This is a genomic window from Myxococcales bacterium (assembly GCA_022184915.1).
GTDB lineage: Bacteria > Myxococcota_A > Polyangia > Fen-1088 > Fen-1088 > JAGTJU01.
The window spans coordinates 490,176-513,134 of the sequence record JAGTJU010000004.1; the positions used below are offsets into that span (position 1 = coordinate 490,176).

Sequence of the window (22,959 nt, forward strand, 5' to 3'; positions counted from 1 at the left end):
TGCGGCTCCCTTACGGAGTTAACGGGACGTTGCCGCAAGCAAAGCGGTTCTCGAGCAGTCTGCGGCGGCGGGGTTCATCGACAACGAACACGGAGAGGACGAGAACATGTTCAAGGTTTCGAGCACGGCATATGCAGTCTTGGGGGCAGCCCTCACACTGACGGCAGCAGCGGGCACCGCAGCCGCCGACACGGTGTGGAAGGAAGTGGAGAGCCCCGCATACAACCCGGGGGGAGACCTCGGCACGTTCCAGCCGCGGAGCGATGCGACCGCATCGGGCAATCAGTTCATCGAAGCGCAGACGAACGCGATCGCGGCGCCATTGCCGTTTTCGGCGGCTTACGAGTTCACGGTCAACGCGGCGGGCAGCTACAAGGTGTGGGGCCGCGTGCAGGCGCCGACCAACGCCGCGAACTCGCTCTGGGTGCGCATGGACGGGGTCGCGTGGGTGCGCTGGATGGACATCAGCCTCGGGGCCGAATGGCACTGGGATTTCGTGCACGACAACATCAACGGCCAAAAGCCCGCCGTCGCGTTTGCGCTGAGCCAGGGAACGCACGTGTTCGAGGTTTCGTCGCGTGAGGCCAACACGAAGCTCGACCTGTTGGTGTTCACCGACGACGCCGCCTTCTCGCCCACGGCGGCCGTCTCCCCGGCCGAAGGCCCGCAGGCGCTGGGCGTGATCGACGGCCGGTGGGATGCAAACCAGCTCTTCTGGACCCTCGCGCGCGGAGCCACTTCGTATCGCGTGGAACGCCGCGCGGGCTCGGGTGGTCCCTTCTCGGTGGTAGGAACGGCGACGGACTTCACGTTCGTTGACTTTGCCCCGGCGTACCAGGTGTATTGCTATCGCGTGGTTTCGTTGCGCAACGGCGTGGCCGGCGGCACCTCGAACGAGACGTGTTGGCAAGCGGGAGAGCCCGCGTATCAAGTCATCAATGTGGACAACGGCGAGATCTCTGCCCCTCTCTACTTCGACGACAGCACGGAGACCCTGCTCGTAGAACCCGGCAACAACAGCATCGACGCGCCGCCGGCCACGGGACGGGCCCGCTACGACTTCACCGTGTCGACGGCGGCAACCTACAAATTCTGGGCCATCGTGGTGGCGCCTTCCGCCGCCGATGATTCGTTCTGGGTGCGCATCGACGATGGAACCTGGTTCAAGTGGAACAACATCCGTCCGCAGGAACCCTACAACTGGGACGACATCAACAACTCGGACACGGGGGGGCAGCCCGTGCTGCTGCCCTTGACGGCGGGTAGCCACAGCATCGAGTTCGCGTACCGCGAGGACGGCGCCGGCCTGCGCCGCCTGCTCGTCACATCCAACATCGCGAGCGCCGCCCCTCAAGGCGTCTTCGACTGAGCCGCGCGGTGCCACACGTCGTGCTCCGGAGCCGCTCGGCGACGGAGCACGCGGCGTGGCTTGCGTGACGGGAGCTTACGCGCAGAGGGCCAAGGCGGGTAGAGCCGCCCGCGGCTGCTACGCTCGTCAGGGCATGAACGCGGCTCGTTGGTCTCGGACCCTTTGTTTGTTTTGTGGGCTCGCCGCAGGGGCATGTCGAACCCCGCTGGCGCCTGCGCCCGAACGGCCAGCCGGCGACGCGCCCCCCGCCGAGTCGGTGTCACCGCCGGATGCGGAGCCCGCACCCGGACCGGCAGCGCCCGCGCCAATGCCGGGAGCCGCGGATCCCAAGGTCAACGAAAAGTTCCTCGACCCCGGCTTGAACGCAGAGGAGTGGGTGAAGCGCTTCGAGGGCGAGTCCCGAGAGGTCTTCGCGCAACGGGCGTCGATCGTGAAGGCCAGTGGCGTGGGACCCGGGCAGGTCGTGGCAGACGTGGGCGCCGGTACGGGGCTGTTCACGTTTTTGTTCGCCGATGCGGTGGGCCCGAAGGGCCGGGTTTATGCCGTGGACGTGTCCCCGGTTTTCGTGCGGCGCTTGCGCCAGCACGCCAAGAGCCGGAGCCCGCGCAACGTGGTGGTGATCCAGGGCGCGTCCCGCTCGCCGGAGCTGCCCGAGGGCTCCGTGGATCGCGTGTTCATCTGCGACACCTATCACCACTTCGAGCATCCCGGGGAGATGTTGGCAGGCATCGCGCGGGCGTTGCGCCCGGGCGGTGAGGTGGTCGTGGTGGACTTTCGCAGAGAGCCCGGCAAGAGCTCGGCCTGGACGCTCGAGCACGTGCGGGCGGGAGAAGAGGTGGTCAAGGCCGAGTTCGAGGCCGCAGGCCTTTCGTTCGCGCGCTCCGCCGACTTTCTGCAGGAGAACTACCTTCTGGTGTTCAAGAAGGCAACGGACCGAAAAGCACCAGTGCCCTGACCCAGGTGCCCCACGGCCGGCGGGGACGGACCAGGAGAATTCACGTCGCCAGGGTCGCATGATCTCAGAATTTTGAGAGCTGAGAGCCTGCCAACTCTTGGTTTGCCATGCCCCGCAGGACGGCGCGTCCTTTGCAACGGCTGACGCGCATGATGCGTATCGCGTACACATGGCTTGGTACGACGGCGGTGGCCACCGCTCTTTCTCTCTCGGGTTGCGGGGGCTCCTCCAGCCCACCCCCCGGGGGAACCACCCCGCTCGGGCCAGGGTCTCCCGTCGCACCTGCTTCGTCGGCGGCGGAGACGGCCGAGCGACAAGCCGTGAACCAGGCGCTCTCGGAGGTCAAGTCCCTGACCCCCGCCGCCTTCGCGGCCCGCTATCCCGTGCCGGCCTGGGCGCCGCTTTCGTACGACCCCGCGGCAGCCACGAACTTCGACCTCATCCAGGCCTCGGCCCTGAAGCTCAACGCGGCTGAAACGCAGGCCCTGAAGACCAAGGGCTTCGTCATCACGGACCGCTACCACTTTCCAAGCTTCGCCTACGGCTACGCCGCGATCTATGGAGAAGATCTGCCAGTGTTCGTCAGCGCCGATTCGATCATGTACGCGGTCCACCGCTCGTACGACGATTTGCTCAAGGCCATCGAAACGGACGCCCTCGTTCCCGATATGCAAGCGCTGCTCGCGGGGATGCGCAGTCAGCTGGGCTCGGGGGCTCTCGCGGACCTGGGCGGAGCCGCCGCGGCCGACGCGGATCTCTATTTGGCTTTGGCGGCAAGCCTGCTCGAGGAGACCGGCACCGCGGCCCCCGTGGCGGGTGCAAAGGCTGCGGAGATCGCCAAGCTGGTCGGAAAAGCCCGCGCGGCGGCCGGCGCGGAGAGCCTTGCGCTCTTCGGGGCCCAGCGTCTCATCGACTTCTCTCAGTTCAAGCCCCGCGGGCACTACACCGACACCCCTTCACTGACCCGCTACTTCCAGGCCATGATGTGGCTTGGCCGCATCGACTTTCGCATCATCGAGACCCAGGCCGATGGCTCGCAGGTGTTCCGACGTCCCCAGTTCATGGCTGCGTACGGCCTGCTGGCCCTGCTGACGCCGGAAGCCCGGACCCGCTTTTCGCGCATCGATCGGACCATCGGCGCGTTCGTGGGTGAATCGGACAACATGACCGTTTCCCAGTTCGACGCCTTGTTGACGGCGTTAGGTACGACCACACCAGGGGCCGTCAGCGCTCTAACGGATCAGGCCATCGTGAGCGCGGTGGTCACGGGCGACTTTGGGCGGCAACGCATCTCGAGCCACTACATGGTGAACGGCCTCGGCCAAGGCACGCTGCCGCTGTCGCGCACCTTCCTGTTGTTGGGCCAAAGGTACGTTCTCGACTCGCACGTGTTCAGCAACGTGGTGTACGACCGCGTTCAGCAGGGCAAGGTTACGCGCATGATGCCCGACCCTCTGGACGCCGCCTTTGCGGCCCTGGGGAACAACCAGGCGGCAGCCTTGCTGAAGCCCACCCTGGAAAGCTACGGGTACGCGCCGGACCTGGCGGCCATGCGTGAGCTGGCAGACGCGCACGGCAGCGGGTACTGGAACGAAAACCTCTACAACGCCTGGCTTTTTGCCCTGCGGGCGCTGTCACCGGACGCAACCACCTTCGACAAGCTGCCCTCGGTGGCCAAAACAGAGGCGTGGGGCCGGCGCCTGCTGAACACGCAGCTCGCGTCGTGGGCCGAACTGCGCCACGACACGATCCTCTACGCGAAGCAGTCGTACACGGGGGGCATCGCTTGTGAGTTTCCCGATGCCTTCGTGGACCCTTACCCGGCCTTCTACGCGGCCGTGGCGAGCTACGCGGCGAAGGGGCAAGCGGTGGTGGCGGCGCTCGACACGACGGGGGCGCCCACGCTTGCGGCCGCCGGGACCTACTTTGCCCGCCTCCAGCAAATCATGGGCATGCTGCAGGAGATGGCTGAGTTTCAGCGAGACGGCGTGCCCTTCACTGACACGCACATGCAGTTCATCAACGAAGCGGTTCAGATTCAGAATGTCTGTGGGGGCGGCTTCGTGGAGAAGGGGTGGTACAAGGAGCTTTTCTTCGGCGATCCGCTCGAGTACAAGCCCACCATCGCCGATGTGCATACGCAGCCCACGGACGAGGGGGGCAATGAAGTGGGGCGTATTCTGCACGTGGGCACAGGCATGGCGCGCCTCATGGTGACCTCGGTCGAGACCTGCCAGGGGCCCCGCGCGTACGCAGGCCTCGTGTCGAGCTACTTCGAGCGGATCACAGAGCAATGGGTGCGCCTTGACGACGAAGCGTGGAAACAGGAGCTCGCCAAGACGCCCCCGCCCGCCGAGGTCCCCTGGATGGACGACCTGGTGGCAAAGTAGGGCAAAGGCGCGCCGCCCCCGCGGAGGAGGACCGGCGCGCCCACCGTCACGGGCTCTCAGGCCGGTCGTGTCGTTGCCAACCGCCGTTCGAGCTCGTCGAACGAGCCGGTCCATCCCTGGGTCATGCCCGCCTTGCCCTGATGGAAGGAGGTGCGTTCCACCTCGGTGGCAGCGCCCTTGACCTCCGTGAAGAGCGTGACGCGCGTTTGGTGTGGGGCCTCCTCCGTCAGGGTGACGGTGATCGACAAGCTGGCCGGCCAGGTTTCGGCGAACGGGGGGCGGCAAGGCTGCTCGTGCTCGTCGCAGAAGGTCTGTGAATAGACGATGCGATGGGGCCTCACGAGCTCCTGGTGATGGGACTGGACGTGCAAGCTCATGCCGCCGGGGCCGTCCATGCGAAAGAACGACGTGCCGCCAGGCGAGATGTTGGCCCGTAGGTAAGTCATGGTGAATCCGGTGGGCGGTAGCCAGTGAACGATGTGCGCCGGGTTCGTCCACATCTCGAAAATGGTCTCGGGGGCTGCGTCGAAGCTGCGGTTGATGACGAAGCGATCGGTGGGCGCAAGGTACTCGGCCAGCCGATCCCAGGTGGCCTCGCCTCCGGCTTTTTTGATGAACACCTTCGCTTCCTCCGCGGCTTGCGCCGAGGGCAGCGTCATCGTCATGTCCATCGTGGTTTTGCCTTCGGACTCGGAGAAGGTCACCGTGACCCGGAAGAGCGGGGGCTTGTCTTCGTACCCACCGTGGTCGTAGACCAAGCGGGCGTATTCCACGACCTCCAGGAACTTCGTGTGGTTCGGGTAGTCGACCCCGTCGGGGCCATGCATCGTGTAGAGCCACGAGCCGCCCGTGCGCACGTCCTTGTGCCGGGTCGTGAGCGTGAAGCCCCGCGGCCCCCACCACTGCGCCACCTGGGCGGGATCCGTCCAGGCCTCCCAGACCCTTTTGACGGGAGCGTCGTAGACGCGTTCGATGTGCAGCTCGTTCGGTTTACGGCTTTTTGCCATGTGTCTTTCCTTTTTTGCCCTTGTTGCCGTTCTTGCCCTTCTTGGTGGGCTTGGCTGCCGCGGGGGACTCCCCGGCACTTACGTTCGTTTGACGTTTCAAGTACGCCTCGAGCCGATCGAAGCGCTGTTCCCAGATTTGCCTGTACGCATCGACCCAGCTGGCCACCTCGGCCAGCGGCTTCGGCTCGAGCCGACAGGGACGAAATTGGGCGTCCCGGGTGCGGGTGATGAGGCCCGCCGTCTCGAGCACCTTCAGGTGTTTGGTGATGGCAGGCGCCGAGATGGAAAACGGCTTCGCAAGGTCCTTCACGGTGGCCTCGCCCTGTGCAAGGTGGGCAAGAATCGCCCGCCGTGTGGGATCGGCAAGCGCGGAGAAGGTGAGCGTGAGCGTGTCCTCCATGGGGAGGGACTATGCCGATCGGTTAATTAACCGTCAAGTAAAATACGGGAGCAACAGGCCTGTACCCGGCAGGGCGGCCTGACGTCACAGAGGCAGCATGCCGCCGAGCACGAGGGCCGCGCGTGCCGTCCACGCCAGCGTGCGCAGCCAGTTGCTGCGCACGAGCGTGCGGATCTGCGGGGCATCGAAGCCTCGTGCGAGACGCCGGTGCAGGGGCACCTGCCAGGCCGCGGTCGAGAGCCACACGAGGGCGAGCAAGCCCAAGGCCACCCTCGCCGTGAGGGGCGAAACGCCGGCCGGTGGCACGATCACCAGCAGCACCGCGGTGGCCAGCTCGGCGAGCATGAGGGGCGCCACGATCCAGGTGGTGCGCGTTTGGTGGTGGGCTTCGTAGCGAGCGAACGCGTCTTCGCCCACGAACGCGAAGAGCGGATAATGCACGAGCTGCACGAACCAGATGAGACCCGTCATCGCCAAGGTGGCGGCGGCGTGCACGAGCATGACGAAGTCCATGAGGGTGAGGATGCCAACGGGCACGGGCGCTGTCAGGCACACGGGAGATCGCTTGCGCAGGCCCGCTCTTTGGGGGCGCGAGGCTTGAAATCAGGGGCGTCTTTGGGTATTGGGTCGACCATGCCCGATGTGACCGAGCCCGCCAGCGACGAAGCCTTGCTCGATGCGGCGCGCGCGGGGGACAGCGAGGCTCTCGAACGGCTGCTCGAGCGGCATCAGGCGCAGGTTTATCGCTTTGGCATGACCATGTGCCGAAGTCCCGAAGACGCCAAGGATGTCTTGCAGGACACGCTCATCGCCGTGGCCCGGGGCGTGCGCGACTTCCGTGGGAGCTCGTCGCTGTCCACCTGGCTCTACACCATCGCACGCAGCTTTTGCATCAAGAAGCGCCGCCGCAGCAAGTTTGCGCCCGAGCTCGAGCGCACGGCCGACGTCTCGGACTTGGGCGCGTTCGCCACGGATCCGGGCGCGGGGCCCGACGAGCTCCTGGTGAGCAAGCAGGTGCGCTTGGCGCTGGAAGAGGCCATCGGGGCCCTGGCGCCCGCGTACCGCGAGGTGCTGCTCTTGCGGGACGCCGAGGGGCTGACGGCGCCCGAGGTGGCAGAGGTGCTGGGGCTCAGCGTGGCGGCGGTCAAGACCCGCCTTCACCGGGCCCGCGCCGAGGTGAGGGCGCAGGTGGGACCGAAGCTGGGGATCACCTCCCTGCCGCCGGGACCGGCGTGCCCGGACGTGGTGGCGCTGTTCTCGCGCTTTTTGGAGGACGAGATCAGCCCATCGACCTGTACCGACATGCAGCGGCACCTCCAAGGCTGCGCACGCTGCAGCGCGCTTTGTGATTCGCTCAAACAAACACTGGCCCTGTGCCGCACGTCCCCCGCCGAGGCCCAGGTGCCCGCCGAGGTGCAGGCTTCTGTGAAGACCGCTTTGCGCGACTACTTGCGCGTCGGGCGCTGAATCCTTTGCGGCCGGCGTGGCTCCCACCTGCAGGAGGCCGAACATGGCGACACTGCAAGTGACCGAGTCGAATTTCGCGGAAACCGTCAAGGAAGGGATTGTGCTTTTGGACTTCTGGGCCAGTTGGTGTGGCCCGTGCCGCGCGTTTGCGCCCGTGTTCGAGGCGGCCTCCCAGCGCCACGCCGACGTGGTGTTCGGAAAGGTGGACACCGAGGCCGAGCCGGGCCTGGCCGCGGGCTTCCAGGTCCAGGCGATCCCCACCATCGCCGTGCTGCGAGAGGGCATCCTCTTGGCATCCGTGCCCGGCATGCTGCCCGCGCCGCGGCTCGACGAGCTCATCGGCAAGGTCCGGGCGGTCGACATGGACGACGTGCGCGCCAAGCTCGCCGCTGCGGAGAACGCCGCACAGGCGGACACGCAGCCTGCGGCCGTCGCGCCATGAACCCTTTTTGCGTCGTTTGGCTCTTGGCCGGCAGGAGATTCATCGTGCCACGTTCTTCGTTTGCCCCGTCTATCCTTGTGCTTGCGTCTGTCGGTTTCGCCGCAGGCCTCTTCGGCCTGCCCGGCTGTGCCGAGCGGGCGCGTTCCCACCCGGCCGAGCCTGCGGCCCCGGCGATGCCCGTGGCCGTATCGGCAGCGGCCCGTGCGCCGGTGGAGCGAGGCTACGAGGCCAGTGGCACCGTCCGGGGGCGCAACACGGCCGTTCTCACCAGCCGGATCATGGCGAACCTGCGCGAGGTGAAGGTGAAGGGGGGCGATCCGGTGAAGGCGGGCCAGATTCTGGCCGTGCTCGACGACACCGAAGCCCGTGCAGCCGTGCGGCGGGCGGAGGCCGAGCTGGCGGCGGCCCAGGAGGCCCGTGCGGAGGCCGAACAGGCCGTGCGGGCGAGCGAGGCGACCATGCGCGTGGCCCGCACCAACCACGAGCGCATGCAGCAGCTGCTGTCGGCGGGCGCCGCCACCCAGCAAACCTATGACGACGCCGAGGCGCGGGACCAGACCACCAGCGCGAGCCACGCGCTGGCCCTGGCGCGGGTGCGAGGCGCCACCGCCCGGATCGACGAAGTGCGGGCCGCGCTCGAAGGGGCGCAGGCGAGCTTGGGCTATACCCGCATCGTGGCCCCCTTCTCGGGGCGCGTGATCGATCGTCGGGTGGATCCCGGCACCCAGGCCGCGCCCGGCATCCCTTTGCTGGTCATCGAACAAGAGGGGGCGCTGCGCGTGGAAGCCGCCGTGGACGAGTCGCAGGCGGGACACCTCGAGGTGGGGCAAACGGCCCACGTAAGCCTGGAGGCGCTCGGGCACGACGTGCAAGGGCGCATCACCGAGGTGGTGCCCGCCGTGGATCCGGCCTCACGCGCGTTCGTCATCAAGGTCGAGTTGCCGCCCGCGCTCGAAGCCAAGCTTCGCCCTGGCATGTTCGCCCGCGTACGCTTTCCGGTGGGGGCCGATGAGCGGCTCATGGTGCCGGCCGGCGCGGTCACGCTGTCGGGCGATCTCGAGCGCCTCTTCGTGGTGCAGGGTGAGCGCGCCGACTTGCGGCTCGTGACCTTGGGGCAAAGGCAAGGGGGAGCGGTCGAAGTGCTCTCGGGGCTGGATCCGGGAGAGCTCGTCATCACCAACCCACCTGCCGATCTGCGCGACGGCGCCCGCGTGGCGGTGCAGCGATGAACGGCGCACCGGAAGATCTGGGCATGGCCGGGCGGCTGGCGCAGGCATTCATTCACTCGAAGCTGACGCCGCTCCTGTTGATCGCCTCCGTGGGCGTGGGTGCCCTGGCCCTGGTCGAGCTGCCCCGCGAGGAAGAGCCTCAGATCGTGGTGCCCATGGTCGACGTGTTCGTCGGCATGCCGGGCGCGTCGGCCAAAGAGGTGGAAGAGCGGGTGACGGCCCCCATGGAGCGTCTGCTCTGGGAGATCCCCGGTGTGGAGTACGTCTATTCCACCTCGGGCCCGGGACAGAGCCTGGCCATCGTGCGCTTCTTGGTAGGCGAGGATGAAGAGCGCAGCTTGGTGCGCCTTCAGGACAAGCTGTCTGCCCATGGCGACATCATCCCGCCGGGCGCCTCGCGGCCCCTCATCAAGCCCCGCTCGATCGACGACGTGCCTGTCTTGGGCGTGACACTGTGGAGCCGCACGCACGACGGACACGAGCTGCGCCGGCTGGCCGCCGAGGTCCAGGCCTCGATCAAGCAAGTGCGCGACGTGAGCGAAGTGACCCTGATCGGAGGCGAGCGCCGTCAGGTGCGGGTCACACTGGATCCCGTGCGTTTGTCTGCGCGCGGGGTGGACCCCCTGCGCGTGGCCGCCGCGCTGCAGGCAGCGAATTCCCGGCTGCCCGCGGGCACCTTGTCGCGCGACAACCGGGAGATCTTGCTCGAGAGCGGCGGTGTGTTGCGGACCGTGGACGACGTGGAGCGCGTGGTGGTGGGTGCCTGGGAAGGGCGCCCCGTTTTCCTGGCCGATGTGGCCCACGTGCGGCTCGGGCCCGAGGAAGCGGGCAGCTACGTGAGCTTTGCGGCAGGCGCCGCCGCCGAGGGACAGACGGCCGCCGCCGGCGATGGGGCGTGGCCGGCGGTGACGATCTCGGTGGCCAAGCGCAAGGGCGTCAACGCGGTCGGTTTGGTTGCGGCGGTGATGCAGAAGATTCGCGCGCTCGAGGGCACCGTGATCCCCAAAGACGTGACGGTCACCGTGACGCGGGACTATGGCGAGACGGCCGAAGAGAAGAGCAACGAGCTGCTCCTTCACATGGGCATCGCCGTCCTGAGCGTGGCCTTGCTCATTGGGTTGACCCTGGGGCGGCGCGAGGCGGGCATCGTGATGCTGGCGATCCCCGCCACGCTGGCTCTGACGCTGGCCGTGTTCTACCTCTATGGCTACACGCTCAACCGCATCACGCTCTTTGCGCTCATCTTCTCGATCGGGATTTTGGTCGATGACGCCATCGTGGTGGTGGAGAACATCGCGCGCCACCGGCAACTGCCCGAAAACCGCGGGGCCAGCCTGGCCCAGGTGGCCGTGCGTGCCGTGGCCGAGGTGGGCAACCCCACGATCCTGGCCACCATGACCGTGGTGGGCGCGATTTTGCCCATGGCGTTCGTAGGGGGGCTGATGGGCCCCTACATGCGTCCCATCCCCGTGGGCGCCACGGCGGCCATGGTGTTTTCTCTGATCGTGGCCTTTGTGGTAACCCCCTGGGCCACCGTGCGTTTGCTCAGCAAGCCGGGAGCAGGGGCCCACCACGAAGAGGGGCACGTGCGGGCCTCCGAGCGGCTCTACCGCCGCTTGATGGCGGGTCTATTGGGCCACGCCCGCTGGCGCTATCTCTTCCTCGGCAGCGTGGTGGTGCTGCTTTTGGGTTCGATGGCGCTGGTGGGTGTGGGGTGGGTGAAGGTGAAGATGTTGCCCTTCGACAACAAAAGCGAGCTTCAGGTGATGATCGACCTGCCCGAGGGCAGCACGCTCGAACAGACCGCGCGCGTGGCCCGGGCGCTGTCGACGGAAATCGGCCGGCAGCCCGAGGTGCGCGACATCGAAAGCTACGTGGGCACGTCGGGGCCCTTCAACTTCAACGGGCTCGTGCGGCACTATTACCTGCGTCAGGGCGCGAACGTGGCTGACCTGCAGGTGAACCTGGTGGGCAAGGGCGAGCGGGACGCCCAGAGTCACGCCGTGGCCAAGCGTTTGCGCGAGGTCATGACGCCCATCGCACAGCGTTTTGGCGCCCGCATCAAGGTGGCCGAGGTGCCCCCGGGGCCCCCCGTGCTGCAGACCCTGGTGGCCGAAGTGTACGGCCCCGACCCCGCGCGGCGGGTGGAGATCGCCGGGCAGATCCGCGCGCTCTTCGAGAGCACCCCGGGCGTGGTGGATGTGGACTGGTATGTCGAGGATGACAGGCCCAAGCTGCGCCTGGCGGTCGATGAAGAAAAGGCCGCGCTGGCCGGTGTGCGCGTGGACGAACTGGTCCGGGTGGTCAGCATGGCCACCGCGGGCGAGACCGTGGGCCTTTTGCACCGGGAGAGCGCGCGGGGAGGACATCCCCATCGTGCTGCGCGCGGATCGGGCCACGCGTTCTGACCTCGCGCGGCTGCAGAGCCTGCGCGTGGCGGGCGCGGGGGGACGGCTGGTGTCGGTGGGCGAGCTGGTCAGAGTTGAGGACGTGCCCGCTGAAAAGAACATCTATCACAAGAACCTGATGCCCGTGGTGTACGTCACGGCCGATGTGGCCGGCAGCATCGAAAGCCCCGTCTACGCCATCTTGAAGCTCGGACCGAAGCTGGACGCCCTCGCGTTGCCCGAGGGGTACCAGCTGGTGCAGCACACGGCCGAGCAACCCTTCTCGACCGAGCGCTACGCCATGAAGTGGGACGGCGAGTGGCACATCACGTACGAGGTGTTCCGTGATCTGGGGCTTGCCTTCGCAGCGGTGCTGGTGCTGATCTACGTGCTGGTCGTGGCGTGGTTTCAATCCTTCGGCACGCCGCTCATCATCATGTCGGTCATCCCGATTTCGCTCGTGGGCATCCTGCCCGCGCACGGTCTCATGGGCGCCTTTTTCACGGCCACATCGATGATCGGGTTCATCGCGGGCGCGGGCATCGTGGTGCGCAACTCGATCATTTTGGTCGACTTCATCGAGCTGCGACGGCGCGAGGGCATGCCGCTCGAGGAGGCGGTGATCGATGCGGGTGCGGTGCGTTTTCGCCCGATGGTGCTCACGGCGGCGGCGGTGGTGGTGGGGGCCGCCGTGATCCTGTTCGACCCCATCTTTCAGGGGCTGGCGATCTCGCTCATGGCGGGCGAGCTTGCCTCGTTGTTCCTGTCGCGCATGACCGTTCCCATCGTTTACTTCATCGCGCATGCGCGACGGTCACGCACGTCGTAGGCTCACACCCGCAGGACGCCGCGGAACCCCCGGGCGGCGTAGTACGATTCTGCCCCATTGTGGTAGATGAACACCTGGCCATAGCGATAGTCACCGAAAATCGCGCCGCCGCGCTTTCGGATCTCGGGGGGCGTGGCCAACCAGCTCGAAGTCTTCTCATCGAAAGGACCGCTCCTTTGTAGATCACGGTAATCGGCCTCGGTGAGCAGCTCGATGCCCAGATCGGCCGCCAGGCCGAGAGCGCTGTGCTTGGGTTTGTGTTCCTTGCGTGACGCGAGCGCCTCGGGGTCGTAGCACACACTGCGACGCCCCTTGGGGCTCTCGGCGGCGCAATCCATGAAGAGGTAAGGGGCAGAGCCCTTGGGGCAGCCGACCACGTCGGGTTCGCCGCCCGTGCTCTCCATCGCATGCAAGGCCGCGAGGGCCTTGGGCTTGGCCTCGAGCCGGCGCTGCACGTCGTCCCACACGAGGCCTTCGTGCCGCGCCATGTGCTTCGAGAAGCGGGCTTTCAGCGTGGCGAGCAGCTCGGCGCTTTCCTTGTCGGTGAGGGGCTTGGGCGACGGGGATGACGGGGTTTTGGGCATCGTGGGCAGGAATCTACAACGGGATCGCCCGGGCGAGCCGCTCGGGGGGAAGCTGCCAGCCGAAGCCGGGGGCGGTGGGGATGTCCAGGTGGCCCTGGGTGACGCGGAGCTCGGGTGCGTACCACGGCGCCCGTTCCACGAGAGACAAGTGAAATTCCTGAAAGGGTCCGAGGTTGGGTGTGAACGCCGCGAAATGAAGCGTGTACATGAGCGTGCTTGCCTGGGGGCAATGCGGGCTGACCGGCAGCTTGGCCTCGCGAGCCAACTGGGCCACCCTCTGTGTGCGCAGCAGGCCGCCGTTGTAGCTGAGGTCTGGCTGAAGCATGTCGAGCACGCGTTCGCGCACGATATCGGTGAATCGGTAGTAGCTGTGGTCCTGTTCCCCGCCCGCCACGGTGATCTTCCTCAGCTTCCGGGTCACCTGTTTCGTGGCAGCATAGTCCTCGAAAGGGCAGGGCTCTTCGTAGATGGCCACGCCGTGGGACTCCAGCCTTCGGCCCACTTCCACGGCCTTGGTGACATCGAAGGAGCCATTGGCGTCTGCGTAATAGGTCAGGCTGTCCCCGAGCCGTTGCGGCATGAGCGCGATGAGGCGCTCCGTGCGCGCCGGAGCGGCGTCGATGTTTCCGCTCATGCGGCCGCCCACCTTGTATTTGAGGGCTTGGGCTCCTGTGGCGTCGAGGGCCTGCGCGAAGAGGTCCACCTCTTGCTCGGGCGTCGTCTCGCGTGACGTGCTGGAAAGGTACATGGGCACGCGGGTCCTGAGGGGCACATCAGCGAACAGCGACCAGACCGGTTTGTCGGCCAAGCGGCCAAGTAGGTCGAGCAGGGCAAACTCCGCCCAGCTCACGCAGCACGAAAGGGGCACCCCCACCAGCTTGTAGTTGCGTTCGTGAAGAAAGACGCCTTCGACGAGCGCCGCGAGCGCGCGGGCGTCTTTCCCGATGAAGAAAGGCGCCACCCGCTGCTTGAACATCTCGTGCAGGTAGCTTGCGTGCTGGTTGGTGACGGCAAAGCCCGTCTCTTTACCCTTGGCCGTCGCGCGCACGAGGTGGTCGTCCCCCACTCGCATCATGTCCAGCGCCTCGATGATGACGGGGTGACTGACGCAGGTTTCGAGCCGCGGGGGTGGGTTGAAGGGGCAGGCCTGCACGTCGGCCGGGCGGCCGCCCCACACGGGCAGGGAGAACAGGCCCGCGCTGCCGCGCAGGAAGGCGCGCCGGTTGCCGTGGGCGACCTGTTTGGCGAAGGAGGGAGAAGGTCTCATGGCGGCGGGCGACGTTCGCAGAGAAAAAAGATTACGCGGGGAACGGCGGGGGGCTCACTCCTCGGGCGGCGTCAGCCGCGCGTTGAACGAGATGACCACCCGATCTTCCTGGCCCCTGTAGGGAAGGGCGCTGTGGCGGACGTAGCCGGGAAACAAGAGCAGCTGCCCCTCGCGGGGTTCGATGTCCGCCACGTCGTTCGGGGCGAAGGGATGGGTGCTGTAGAAGCGATTGATCCCGTTCGGCGGCTCGACCGTGCACTCGCGGCACTGCAGGTAGTAGATGCCGCACACCCCATGCCGGGCAAAGTCGATGTGGCAGTGGGTGTCGTGATACCCCCCGTCATTCGTGATGTGACACCAGCTTTCGGGGAAGGCCACATCTTGCTGGAAGATGTTGCAGATGACGGTGCCGCAGAACTGCATGAGCCCCTGCGCTTCGGGATGCGCAAACAGGTCGGGCGCGCTTTCGTAGAGGCCCTGTTTGGCTCGAGCGGCAATCTGCCACGAGCGCCCCTCGGCTTTGAGACGGTAACAGAGGTCCACCAAGGCCGCCTTGTCTGCCTGGGCTTCGGGGTAGTCGACCAGATGGAAGCGTGTGGGCCACAGGGCGCTTTCTCTCACCTGCATGCGCCCATTCTGCCTCAAATTGGCGCGTTACTGCACCTCCATCCAGCCCAACATCCGGAAGATCCCGGCGCCGATGTTGGATGGGTTCGTCACTCGGGGGAAGGTGAAGCCGGGGTGCAGCCCTTGTTGGCGACCAGGAGAAAGTCTGGCGGGCCGTCGGCGCTTTCGGGCGCTGGCATGTCTTGCAGGGGGGCAAGGTCCTTGGGGCGTCCGTAAATGAGCTGAAGCTCGCTCGTGGTGCCGAGCTCCGTGCCCTTGAAGGCGTTTACGAACAGGGCACTTCCTTCGTACGCGCGGATGACCAGCGCGTCGTAGGCCTGTCGGGTCCAAGGGCAGCCGGTGCCCGCCATGTTTTGCCCGAAGCTCGCGAGGTCAAGCGTGACGAACAGGTCTTCGTCGAGGGGCTCAGGCAACCTCACGTCCGCCGAGAGCCACGGAATGCCTTCGTTGACGATGTAGGCCGAGTCGTACAAAAAAGCTTCGGCCTTTCCATGAACCGTCAGGCGTCGGCCGTTGCCGAAGTCGACGAAGAAGAAGCTGAACCCGTGGTCGGGGCGCAGCAGCGGATCGCCGTCGACGAAGCCATCAGGCCCGAGCCCGAACACCTGGGCCCGCACCAAGCGCGCCCCGGGGGATAACCGGTGCACGGTGCGGCGGGCTTGCACGAAGGCTTGTTGCAGGGTGAGGCCCGTACGTGGAACGACCAGGGTCTCCTCGGGAACCCGGGGCCAACTCACGTCGTAGAGCGACGAACCCTTGCAGAGGTTGTTCCAATCGAGCCGCCCGTAACGGACCGAGAACGTCACGGCGGTGGTGGCCTCGTCCACCAGCTCGAAGCCCAGTACGGCGCTGTCGTCGGGTGCGCACACCACCCGGGCCAGATGGTGCCTCCGGCCGTCGAGGCGCTCGGGGTTGAGGATGCCGGCGCTGCAGGCGGCGGGGCCGAAACCCGAGGCTGCGAACGCCTCATGCCCCGAGAGCACCACGAAGCGGTCCGAGGAGGCCAAGAGGTTCGTGGGAAAACCGAAGCGGGAGAGCAGATCGTTGGGCTGTGCCTCGCCCCGCAGCAGCAAGGTGGCCACGTCGAAACACGCGGGCCAGGGGGTCCGCGACAGCCAATGCAACCGACGCAGGGCCGAGGGGGTACGTGCACAGCTGGCGAGGCTCTGGAGAGAGGCCTCGTCCGTGGGTAGCGGGACGGACGCGGCCACCACGGGCAACTCGGCCCAGCGCGTGGCGAGCTGGGCCAAGGGCGCTTGCACCAAGGGTCCGGACACGAGGCTGACGAACGCCAGCTCGCGCTCGAGAGGCCACACGGCCGGAGGCGGCACCTCGTCGTTTTCGTCGAAGGCCAGGCGAAACGCAGGGGCCTCCGCGTCGAGGCGCGCGGCCAGGGCTGCGGGGCAGGGCGGGGGCACGGGCGCGGGGGTCCGATCGTGCAGCAGAAAGTCGAGTCGCGAGGGAAAGCCGGCCGCGGCCACTTGCGCCACTTCGTGCAGGGCTTCGTTGCCCGTCGTGAGCAAGCCTCCGGCAGGCGCGAGGGGCTGCGCGCTCTTGAGCCACAGGAGGTTCACCGATACGGTCTCGTTCGGCAATACGGTCCGGGACATCGAGGAGACGCTCGACTTGACCACCAGCGCGGGCTCGCCGCGGTAATCGCCCGCAACGAAGGCATCGCCGCAGCCGGAGCCCAGCAGCATACCCAGCATCGCAAGAGGCCAAGACCACGTCATCAGGAACCTTGCTCAGAAGTGTGTACCAAGACCGAGCGCGAGGGCAGGGCGAATGGCCACCTGTCGGTCACGCGCCTGGGCGACCGACGCCTGGTCGAACGAGGCAACCATCAATTCGAGCTCGGCCGCGGCAAACCAACGTCCTGCGATGCGGAGCTGCGCAAGTGCGGTGGGACCAAAGACGGGGGAGATCCTTTGTCGCGAAGGCGCAAGGCCGAGCGGGTCGTCGGAGAAGGTTTGCACCCCGATCACGGCGCCGGCGCGGAACCCCAGGGCCAGCGCGACCTCGCCGACGTCCCACGATTTTCTCCCGCCCGCTCGGATGACGTATTCATCGAGCTGCTGACCCACGGGCGCCGCCGTGCCGTTGCTCGCCGGGGCCGCGGGGATGAACTCGCTACGGTGCACGCCGAGCGCGAGGTCCACGCTCATGTCGCGGAGATCGGCGGCGAGCGTGAACTGCGCACCGCCGCCGCCGCCGAGCGAGAGCACGGGCGCCATGTAGCGCCCAAAGAGCGCGGCGCTGAACGCCACGGATGCGGGACCGCCTTTTCGCACGAGCTCTGCGAATTGCACCCGTCGCAGCGCCGAAGCCGTAAGCGCCGTTTCCTGAGCGGTCGTCAACGACACGGTGCCCTCGAAGAGGGCCGAGGCGGTGCGCAGCTTCACGAGGTAGCGGCCTGGCGGCATGCGCACCCGCGCGTTCTCGCGGGCCGGGTGAAATTCCATGCGAACCGTTCCGGAACCGTCGGGCGCCAAAAACAAATAACGTCCCCGCGTTTCGAGGCGCGCCGAGGCCGCCTGCGTCCACGATGCCGGTCGGGTGACGAGCAGGTCCACCCGTCCCTTGAGCGCATATTCGTAGGTGGGATGTTGAACGCCGCTGCGGGAGGCCATCGTGTCGGACACGGTGCGTTCGGCGGTGTAGCGATAGGCCTCGCTCAGGCTCACGAAGCCGTCGTCGTTGTTGTCCGCGGCGCCTTGCAGAGCAGCCAACAAGTGATGTGTGAAGAAGGACGCCTTGAGGTCGTCTGACTCCTGGGCGTCTTCGCTCTCCGTGGCCGACGAAAGCACCGCGAAGCCTTCGGGCGACGGCTCTCCGTCGAAGGGAAGGGACGCAAGACCCAGGGGCCTCACCCCTTTGACCCGCGTGGCCCGTCCCGAGCGGCACGCGTCGAGCACCATCACGCGAAGGTCGGCGGACGAGCTCAAGATGGTCTCGCGCAGCTCGTCCCACGTCACCTGGTCCGACCCCAGCTGGATGCCGTTGGGGTCTGCATGGCCTGAAAAGAAGAACAACAGCACGGAGCTGTCGCGACGGTCTCGTTCGGCGCGGATGCGGCCGTTCAGGTGGCGAAGCGCGTCTCGCAGGCGCTGGGGGTCAGGCTGCTGGAGCACCACGGTGTTTTCTTCCCAGAACCCTCCCGAGGTGACCAGCACGTCTGCCAGGCGCCGGGCGTCGCGGTGGGCGTGTCGCAGGGGCTCCTGGCTCCGGTGTCCTTGGTTGGCTCCGATGACGAGCGCGTAGCGCATCTGGGCGCCCGGTGGGGCGGGAGGAAGGTTGGGTACGTCTGCGGTGACGGGTGCAGCGCTCACCCAGCACCCGAGCGCGAGCAGGAGGGCCCACCCCTGACGGAGGGCCCTTGCCGGGGATGCGCGCAGGTGGCGTGACAGCTGCATCAGGGGCGCAGGGGAATGCTGACGTCCTGGGTGCGACAGGAGGCAGGCTTCGCTGCCGCGTCACATACGGTGAGGCGAAGCTCGACCGGCGTGCCGGGGGTCACCTCGAGGTCCAAGGGCAACCAGGTGGCGCCTTGCACGAGGCCCGAAAAGAGCGTGTCCCAGCGTCCGGTCTCGCGGGCAGCCACGTCGACCTGCCAGCCTCGGCGCGGGTCCGCCGCCACGACGAACTTGAGCACGTCGCCGGCCGCCACGTGGCTGAGGGTCTCGGGGGGCGATGGCGCCTCTTGCCGACGGGAACCCGCGGGTTTGACGGCCACCCAGATCGCGGGTGGGGCCTGCGTGGGGGCCTGGTCGTTTCCGGTCCCCTTGATGCGCGCCTGGTCCGCGGGGCCCGTGGGGGTGTCCCGGGTGCGCAGCACCAGGAGCAGCGACGCGGTAGCGGCCACGGGCAAAAACCAGGAGAAGGCCCGGAGCGCGAGGCGCGTTTTCGCTGCCGCCGGTGGCCTGTGCCGCGGGGCCGTCGCCGCCTCCGCCGCCACGCGGGCGACCAGTTCGCGAACCAGGGGCAGATGGCGGTCGTCCTCGGCGACCCGTCGCTGCTCGTCGAGCTGGTGCCGCACCATGGGCGAGGCGTCCGCCCTGGCCTCGAGGGCCTTGCGCTCGTCTTCGCTACTGGCACCGAGGGCCCACTTGAAGGTGGCCCACTCGGAGGCCGCGGGGACATCGGCGGAAGGGGGCCTGAAGGGATCAGGCGGAGGCACCGGCTTTGTCATCGTCCCGTCTCCAGAATCTTTTGAGCTGATTGGCGGAACGACTCGAGCCGCCGGGTGATTGAGCGTTTGGACGTCCCATAGAGCTCGGCAATCTCTTCGAGCGACATGCCGTCCACGTAGTGGTGCAGCGCCACCTCGGCCTGCGTTGGGTCCACACCGGCCAGCACGAGGCGGATGTCGATGCGCTCGGCTCCTTGATGGGATTGAGGCTCGGCGTTGCGGCCTTCGTGCCAGCGCTTGAGCAGCTCACTTTGACGTTTCCGATCCCTCAGATGATTGATGGCCAGGTTGGTCACGGTCTTGAAGAGGAAAGCGGCTGTGTCCCGTTCGGTTTCTTCGCCCGAGAGACGCCGTTTTAGCCACCTCATGAATGCCTCCTGCGCCACGTCGAGCGCCGCCGCCTCGTCTCGAAGGATGCGAGACGCCCGCCTGTGAACCACGTTGAAGTGGGCCAAATACGCTTCGTCGATCCGCCGGTCTTGCCGCGCCGCTGAGCCATCGTCCGTCATCGTGAAGACACCTCGGGGCCCCTGTCCGGGGCGCTTTTTCGTACGAGGGCGCCGAAAGCGCAACCTTATCTTTCTTTTCGACGGGGTGTCCTCTGCGGCGCGAAGGCCCCGACGAGAAACACCGACATCCTCACCCGCCGGTTCATGCCGAGGTGCGCTTGGCGCTGCAGTCGCTTTCTGGCATGGTGCTCGGCATGTCGCTGCAAACAGAAGACCTGGTCGTGGGCACGGGAACCGAGGCTGCTGCGGGCCACAATGTGGCCGTGCACTACACCGGATGGTTGACCGATGGCACGAAGTTCGACAGCTCCGTGGACCGTGGCCAGCCGTTTTCGTTCACGCTCGGCGCGGGGCGGGTCATCAAGGGCTGGGACCAGGGCGTTGCGGGAATGAAGGTGGGCGGCAAGCGCAAGCTCACGATTCCCCCCGAGCTGGGTTACGGCGAGCGGGGCGCGGCGGGCGTGATTCCTCCGGGCGCCACCTTGGTGTTCGAGGTCGAACTGCTCGGGGTGCGCTGAGCCTGCGCGACGCGGGCTCAAAGGGGCGGTGGTCGTTCCGGAAAGCCCGTGGCGAAGCTCATCGTGTAGCGCGCGTTCACCTCGGACAGCGCGCAAAAGCCCTCGCCGTGTGCGGCGGCGTACCGGTAGGCATCCACCCCGAAGGGGCCGAAGTAGCCGGCCTCCGCGAGGGCCGCCCCCACGGCGTTTGCGGCCTCGGCCAGCGCGTCCGCTTCGCTCGGGCTCAGGTCGGAAGCCTCCGCGGGCCGCACGCTCACGAAGGCCCCTCGCGCGCTCACCTCCTGCACGCAGGGACGACCCAGGCGAAGGTCGCCCGCGGCCGTCAGGAACCCGTGGCGGCTGAACTCCACGAGCGGCCGTACGAGAGGCTCCGCCAGCAACAGGTCGTCGCGCAACGAGGCGACGAGCCAGCGGCGGGCCATTTCGTCCACGGTCCCAAGCAGCCGACACTGGCCCCGGCCCGCGAAGGACAGGGGCCGCTTGAGCAGGTACGCCCCCCCGTCCGCCACCAGGTCGTGAGCCTCTGGCAAGCTGCGAATCAGGCGCTGTCCGTGAAGACCGCGGCCAAGCCCATGAGCAAAGGCCCGATGATTGACCGCGCGAAGAACCTCGACCGGGGGATGCGGTTCGGGGCTCACCCCGGCGGCCCGCAAGGCGCGCAAGGCGCGTGGGGTGGGGCAAAACGCGCGCCCCACGAGACCCGTCGAAGCGGCGCGGCCCGGATCGCTGGGTACGAGCGGCATGCCCGTCTCCGAAAACAGAACGTCATCGGGCCCAAGAAGGCCCATCGCCAGGGCACGGTGGTGCGCAAGCTGAGCGGCGAGGCGCGCGGTGGGCCGTTGGTGCGGCCGCGCCAGCTCGAGCTCGGCGTCCAAATTCAGGACCCAGCCGAAGCGCACCGCCGCGCTCATGGCCTTGGCAAGGAGGGAGCCTCGGGCAGCGGGCGTCCGTGCGGCTCCGCCACGTAGGCGATGAGGGCTTCGATGAAGGCCGGCGGCATGCCCGCCGCCAGGCGCTCGTCGCGGGCCACGCTGCGGCCGCGCATCAGGGCGGGTGACAGCGGAGCCGGCAGCAGCTTCGACCAGGTCTCGAAGTCACAGCCACCCGTCCATGTCGAAAACCAGTGCACCGCAAAGCGCACGTGCGCCCTTTCCTCGGCGCCCACCTGCTCTTGAATCCGTGCGCCCTCCTCGTCACCCACCGCGCGAAAGCGCTCGGCGTAGGTGGGGACCAGATCCAGGTTTCCCCCCTCGAGGCCCATGCCCATCAACGCCACGAAGGCCCGGGCGTCCTGGCAGCTGGGGACGCGTCGCCAAAACCAGTCTCGCACGGGAAAATCACCCAGCCGGTGCCCCAACGCTTCGATGTGGGCGCGGTACATGTTCATGTGCCGGATTTCGTCGTGGCAGATGCGCAGCAGGCCCCGGCGAAACGCAAGAGGGGTGTCTGGAAACGCCAACACGGCCCAGCACATCAGCTCGGCCGCTTGCAGCTCGTGGTGGAAAAAGGCGTGCATGAGCTGCGCGCGCAGGCGTTTGTCGTGCAGGGCTTCGGGCTTGGGCGCTCGGGAGCGGCGGGTCGCGGGGCGCAACACGGCGGGCCGGCCGGGGGCGGCCAACCGCTCGGCCACGGGTGACTCCTGATGGTGAGGGGGCAAAGGCGAGGGCGCCAGCTTGTAGGCGAGGTCGGTGCTTTGCACGTAGGCACGGGCCCAGGACTCGACATCGCGAAAAGGTGTCAGGGACGCCTCAGGGTTCGCGTTCATGCAAAGCTCCCGGTCGCGTCGAGCAAGGGTCATGCGCCCAGGCAGGCTGAAGATCGAGCCCCTCGAGCATGAAGGGCAGCACGGTGGCGCATTTCGTGTGACAGGCGGGGTAGTAGTGCCCGTGGTGACGGTCGCCCGAACGGGGGCTTGGCCCCCACCAAAATTCGGCCATCGCCAGCGGCGTAAGGCCCTGTTCGTACGCAAAAAGCAGGAGCTTCGGCCCTGCGCAGTCTCCGGCCCCGCCCGCAAGCTCCCGGCTGCTGAACAGCTCGCGCAGGCGCTTGCGCACCCCGAGGGCGTTCTGCAGCATGTACGTGTCCTGGACTGCGTGGAGCGCTTCGTTACAACGCGCGCGGCGCTCGGCTTCGAGGCTCCTTCGTTCGGACACGATCGCGGCGAGCTCAGCACGCAGGCGGGCGTCCTCTTGGGCCAAAGTCCGGCGGCGTTCGCGTTGCGTGCGGTCGTCGGCCCGGCTCTCGCGGGCGAGGGCGTCGAGTTCACCCCGGGCACCGGCGCCGTCGCCCAGGGCGGCGCGGGCATGCCCTCGGGCCTGCTTGCGGGCCACGTGGTTGGCCACGAGGGCGTCGAGGGCGCGGCGCCGTTTCGCCGTGAAGGCGTCGAGCGCCCGCCGTGCCTCTGCCTCCTCGCCCTGCTTCACGCGGTCGATCTGGGCAGAGAGCGCCTTGAGCACGCGCACCCGCGGTTCCCACACACGGCGCTTCTCTTCGACGTCCCAGGTCCCGGGCACGAAGGCCGTCACGTCCCACGGGTCAGTGATGAAGCCGGAGTAGGCCTGCAGGTAGCCGATCTGGCCCTGAGCGTCGCGCGCCACCAGCACGCCGAACATCTTGCCGGGCTCTTCGGGCAGGGCCCACGTGCCCTGGGTCAACCGTTCACGCAGGCCCGCCGCCGCGCGCTCGGCCAGGGGATGCGGAGGCAGCCCGAAGGGATCTGGAAACCGAGACGGAAGCTCGTCCAGGCCGGGCTGGGGGCGAAAGGGGGAAAAAAGCGACAACTGGCCGAGC

Annotated in this window: 22 protein-coding genes; 9 read left to right on the top strand and 13 right to left on the bottom strand. The window is 67.4% G+C overall.

All coding sequences use genetic code 11. From position 1 onward, the window contains the following. Nucleotides 1-106: 106 nt before the first annotated feature. The 3 genes from KA712_17185 to KA712_17195 all read left to right on the top strand — a co-directional run bounded on the left by KA712_17185 (nt 107) and on the right by KA712_17195 (nt 4,714). Complete coding sequence (locus KA712_17185) at nt 107-1,369, top strand: hypothetical protein (protein MCG5054698.1); 1,263 nt, start codon at nt 107-109, stop codon at nt 1,367-1,369. 307 nt (nt 1,370-1,676) lie between these two features. After that, complete coding sequence (locus KA712_17190; GenBank protein ID MCG5054699.1) at nt 1,677-2,324, top strand: class I SAM-dependent methyltransferase; 648 nt, start codon at nt 1,677-1,679, stop codon at nt 2,322-2,324. A gap of 152 nt (nt 2,325-2,476) precedes the next feature. Further along, nucleotides 2,477-4,714 carry a DUF3160 domain-containing protein gene (locus tag KA712_17195; GenBank protein MCG5054700.1) on the top strand — a complete coding sequence of 746 codons (2,238 nt, stop codon included), beginning with the start codon at nt 2,477-2,479 and terminating at the stop codon, nt 4,712-4,714. A gap of 56 nt (nt 4,715-4,770) precedes the next feature. On the opposite strand, the gene KA712_17200 is transcribed toward KA712_17195, so the two are convergent. The 3 genes from KA712_17200 to KA712_17210 form a co-directional block, all read right to left on the bottom strand. After that, nucleotides 4,771-5,721: an SRPBCC domain-containing protein gene (locus KA712_17200; GenBank protein ID MCG5054701.1), complete on the bottom strand. Its 951-nt coding sequence runs from the start codon at nt 5,719-5,721 to the stop codon at nt 4,771-4,773. Next, entirely contained in the window at nt 5,705-6,121 is a 417-nt protein-coding gene (locus tag KA712_17205) for a metalloregulator ArsR/SmtB family transcription factor (GenBank protein ID MCG5054702.1), read from the bottom strand. The genes KA712_17200 and KA712_17205 overlap by 17 nt, the downstream gene beginning before the upstream one ends. 84 nt (nt 6,122-6,205) lie before the next feature. Further along, complete coding sequence (locus KA712_17210) at nt 6,206-6,658, bottom strand: hypothetical protein (protein ID MCG5054703.1); 453 nt, start codon at nt 6,656-6,658, stop codon at nt 6,206-6,208. Between the two features lie 96 nt (nt 6,659-6,754). On the opposite strand from KA712_17210, the gene KA712_17215 reads away from it, so the two are divergent. From KA712_17215 to KA712_17235, 5 genes are read left to right on the top strand one after another with little or no spacing between them, the layout of a single operon-like run. Continuing rightward, nucleotides 6,755-7,588 carry a sigma-70 family RNA polymerase sigma factor gene (locus KA712_17215; protein MCG5054704.1) on the top strand — a complete coding sequence of 278 codons (834 nt, stop codon included), beginning with the start codon at nt 6,755-6,757 and terminating at the stop codon, nt 7,586-7,588. 43 nt (nt 7,589-7,631) lie between these two features. After that, the gene (locus tag KA712_17220) at nt 7,632-8,030 is read left to right on the top strand and encodes a thioredoxin fold domain-containing protein (protein ID MCG5054705.1); all 399 of its coding nucleotides are present in this window, start codon (nt 7,632-7,634) and stop codon (nt 8,028-8,030) included. A 44-nt stretch (nt 8,031-8,074) separates the two neighbouring features. Beyond that, the gene (locus tag KA712_17225; GenBank protein ID MCG5054706.1) at nt 8,075-9,259 is read left to right on the top strand and encodes an efflux RND transporter periplasmic adaptor subunit; all 1,185 of its coding nucleotides are present in this window, start codon (nt 8,075-8,077) and stop codon (nt 9,257-9,259) included. Further along, complete coding sequence (locus KA712_17230) at nt 9,256-11,667, top strand: efflux RND transporter permease subunit (protein ID MCG5054707.1); 2,412 nt, start codon at nt 9,256-9,258, stop codon at nt 11,665-11,667. The genes KA712_17225 and KA712_17230 overlap by 4 nt, the downstream gene beginning before the upstream one ends. Beyond that, the gene (locus KA712_17235) at nt 11,636-12,475 is read left to right on the top strand and encodes an efflux RND transporter permease subunit (GenBank protein MCG5054708.1); all 840 of its coding nucleotides are present in this window, start codon (nt 11,636-11,638) and stop codon (nt 12,473-12,475) included. The genes KA712_17230 and KA712_17235 overlap by 32 nt, the downstream gene beginning before the upstream one ends. 2 nt (nt 12,476-12,477) lie before the next feature. Here KA712_17235 and KA712_17240 read toward each other — a convergent pair whose 3' ends face one another. The 7 genes from KA712_17240 to KA712_17270 all read right to left on the bottom strand — a co-directional run bounded on the left by KA712_17240 (nt 12,478) and on the right by KA712_17270 (nt 19,651). After that, nucleotides 12,478-13,059 (bottom strand): DUF4256 domain-containing protein, encoded by a 582-nt coding sequence (locus KA712_17240; GenBank protein MCG5054709.1) that lies wholly within the window; start codon nt 13,057-13,059, stop codon nt 12,478-12,480. A 13-nt stretch (nt 13,060-13,072) separates the two neighbouring features. Next, the gene (locus tag KA712_17245) at nt 13,073-14,326 is read right to left on the bottom strand and encodes a mandelate racemase/muconate lactonizing enzyme family protein (GenBank protein ID MCG5054710.1); all 1,254 of its coding nucleotides are present in this window, start codon (nt 14,324-14,326) and stop codon (nt 13,073-13,075) included. Nucleotides 14,327-14,380: 54 nt separating this feature from the next. Then, nucleotides 14,381-14,953, bottom strand: a complete 573-nt coding sequence (locus KA712_17250; GenBank protein MCG5054711.1) for a 2OG-Fe(II) oxygenase family protein — start codon at nt 14,951-14,953, stop codon at nt 14,381-14,383. Nucleotides 14,954-15,042: 89 nt separating this feature from the next. Then, nucleotides 15,043-16,686, bottom strand: coding sequence for a hypothetical protein (locus KA712_17255; GenBank protein MCG5054712.1), 1,644 nt, complete (start codon nt 16,684-16,686; stop codon nt 15,043-15,045). A gap of 12 nt (nt 16,687-16,698) precedes the next feature. Further along, nucleotides 16,699-18,366 carry a caspase family protein gene (locus tag KA712_17260; protein ID MCG5054713.1) on the bottom strand — a complete coding sequence of 556 codons (1,668 nt, stop codon included), beginning with the start codon at nt 18,364-18,366 and terminating at the stop codon, nt 16,699-16,701. Further along, on the bottom strand, nt 18,366-19,142 hold the full coding sequence (locus tag KA712_17265) for a hypothetical protein (GenBank protein ID MCG5054714.1): 777 nt from the start codon (nt 19,140-19,142) through the stop codon (nt 18,366-18,368). Before KA712_17265 ends, KA712_17260 begins: the two co-directional genes overlap by 1 nt. After that, entirely contained in the window at nt 19,139-19,651 is a 513-nt protein-coding gene (locus KA712_17270; GenBank protein ID MCG5054715.1) for a sigma-70 family RNA polymerase sigma factor, read from the bottom strand. Before KA712_17270 ends, KA712_17265 begins: the two co-directional genes overlap by 4 nt. Nucleotides 19,652-19,845: 194 nt before the next feature. Between KA712_17270 and KA712_17275 the strand changes: the two genes are divergently transcribed. Continuing rightward, on the top strand, nt 19,846-20,169 hold the full coding sequence (locus tag KA712_17275) for an FKBP-type peptidyl-prolyl cis-trans isomerase (protein ID MCG5054716.1): 324 nt from the start codon (nt 19,846-19,848) through the stop codon (nt 20,167-20,169). A gap of 17 nt (nt 20,170-20,186) precedes the next feature. Here KA712_17275 and KA712_17280 read toward each other — a convergent pair whose 3' ends face one another. From KA712_17280 to KA712_17290, 3 genes are read right to left on the bottom strand one after another with little or no spacing between them, the layout of a single operon-like run. Further along, the gene (locus KA712_17280; GenBank protein MCG5054717.1) at nt 20,187-21,080 is read right to left on the bottom strand and encodes a hypothetical protein; all 894 of its coding nucleotides are present in this window, start codon (nt 21,078-21,080) and stop codon (nt 20,187-20,189) included. After that, nucleotides 21,077-21,934 carry a ferritin-like domain-containing protein gene (locus KA712_17285; protein ID MCG5054718.1) on the bottom strand — a complete coding sequence of 286 codons (858 nt, stop codon included), beginning with the start codon at nt 21,932-21,934 and terminating at the stop codon, nt 21,077-21,079. The genes KA712_17280 and KA712_17285 overlap by 4 nt, the downstream gene beginning before the upstream one ends. Next, nucleotides 21,918-22,949: a hypothetical protein gene (locus KA712_17290; GenBank protein MCG5054719.1), complete on the bottom strand. Its 1,032-nt coding sequence runs from the start codon at nt 22,947-22,949 to the stop codon at nt 21,918-21,920. The genes KA712_17285 and KA712_17290 overlap by 17 nt, the downstream gene beginning before the upstream one ends. Nucleotides 22,950-22,959: the final 10 nt, after the last annotated feature.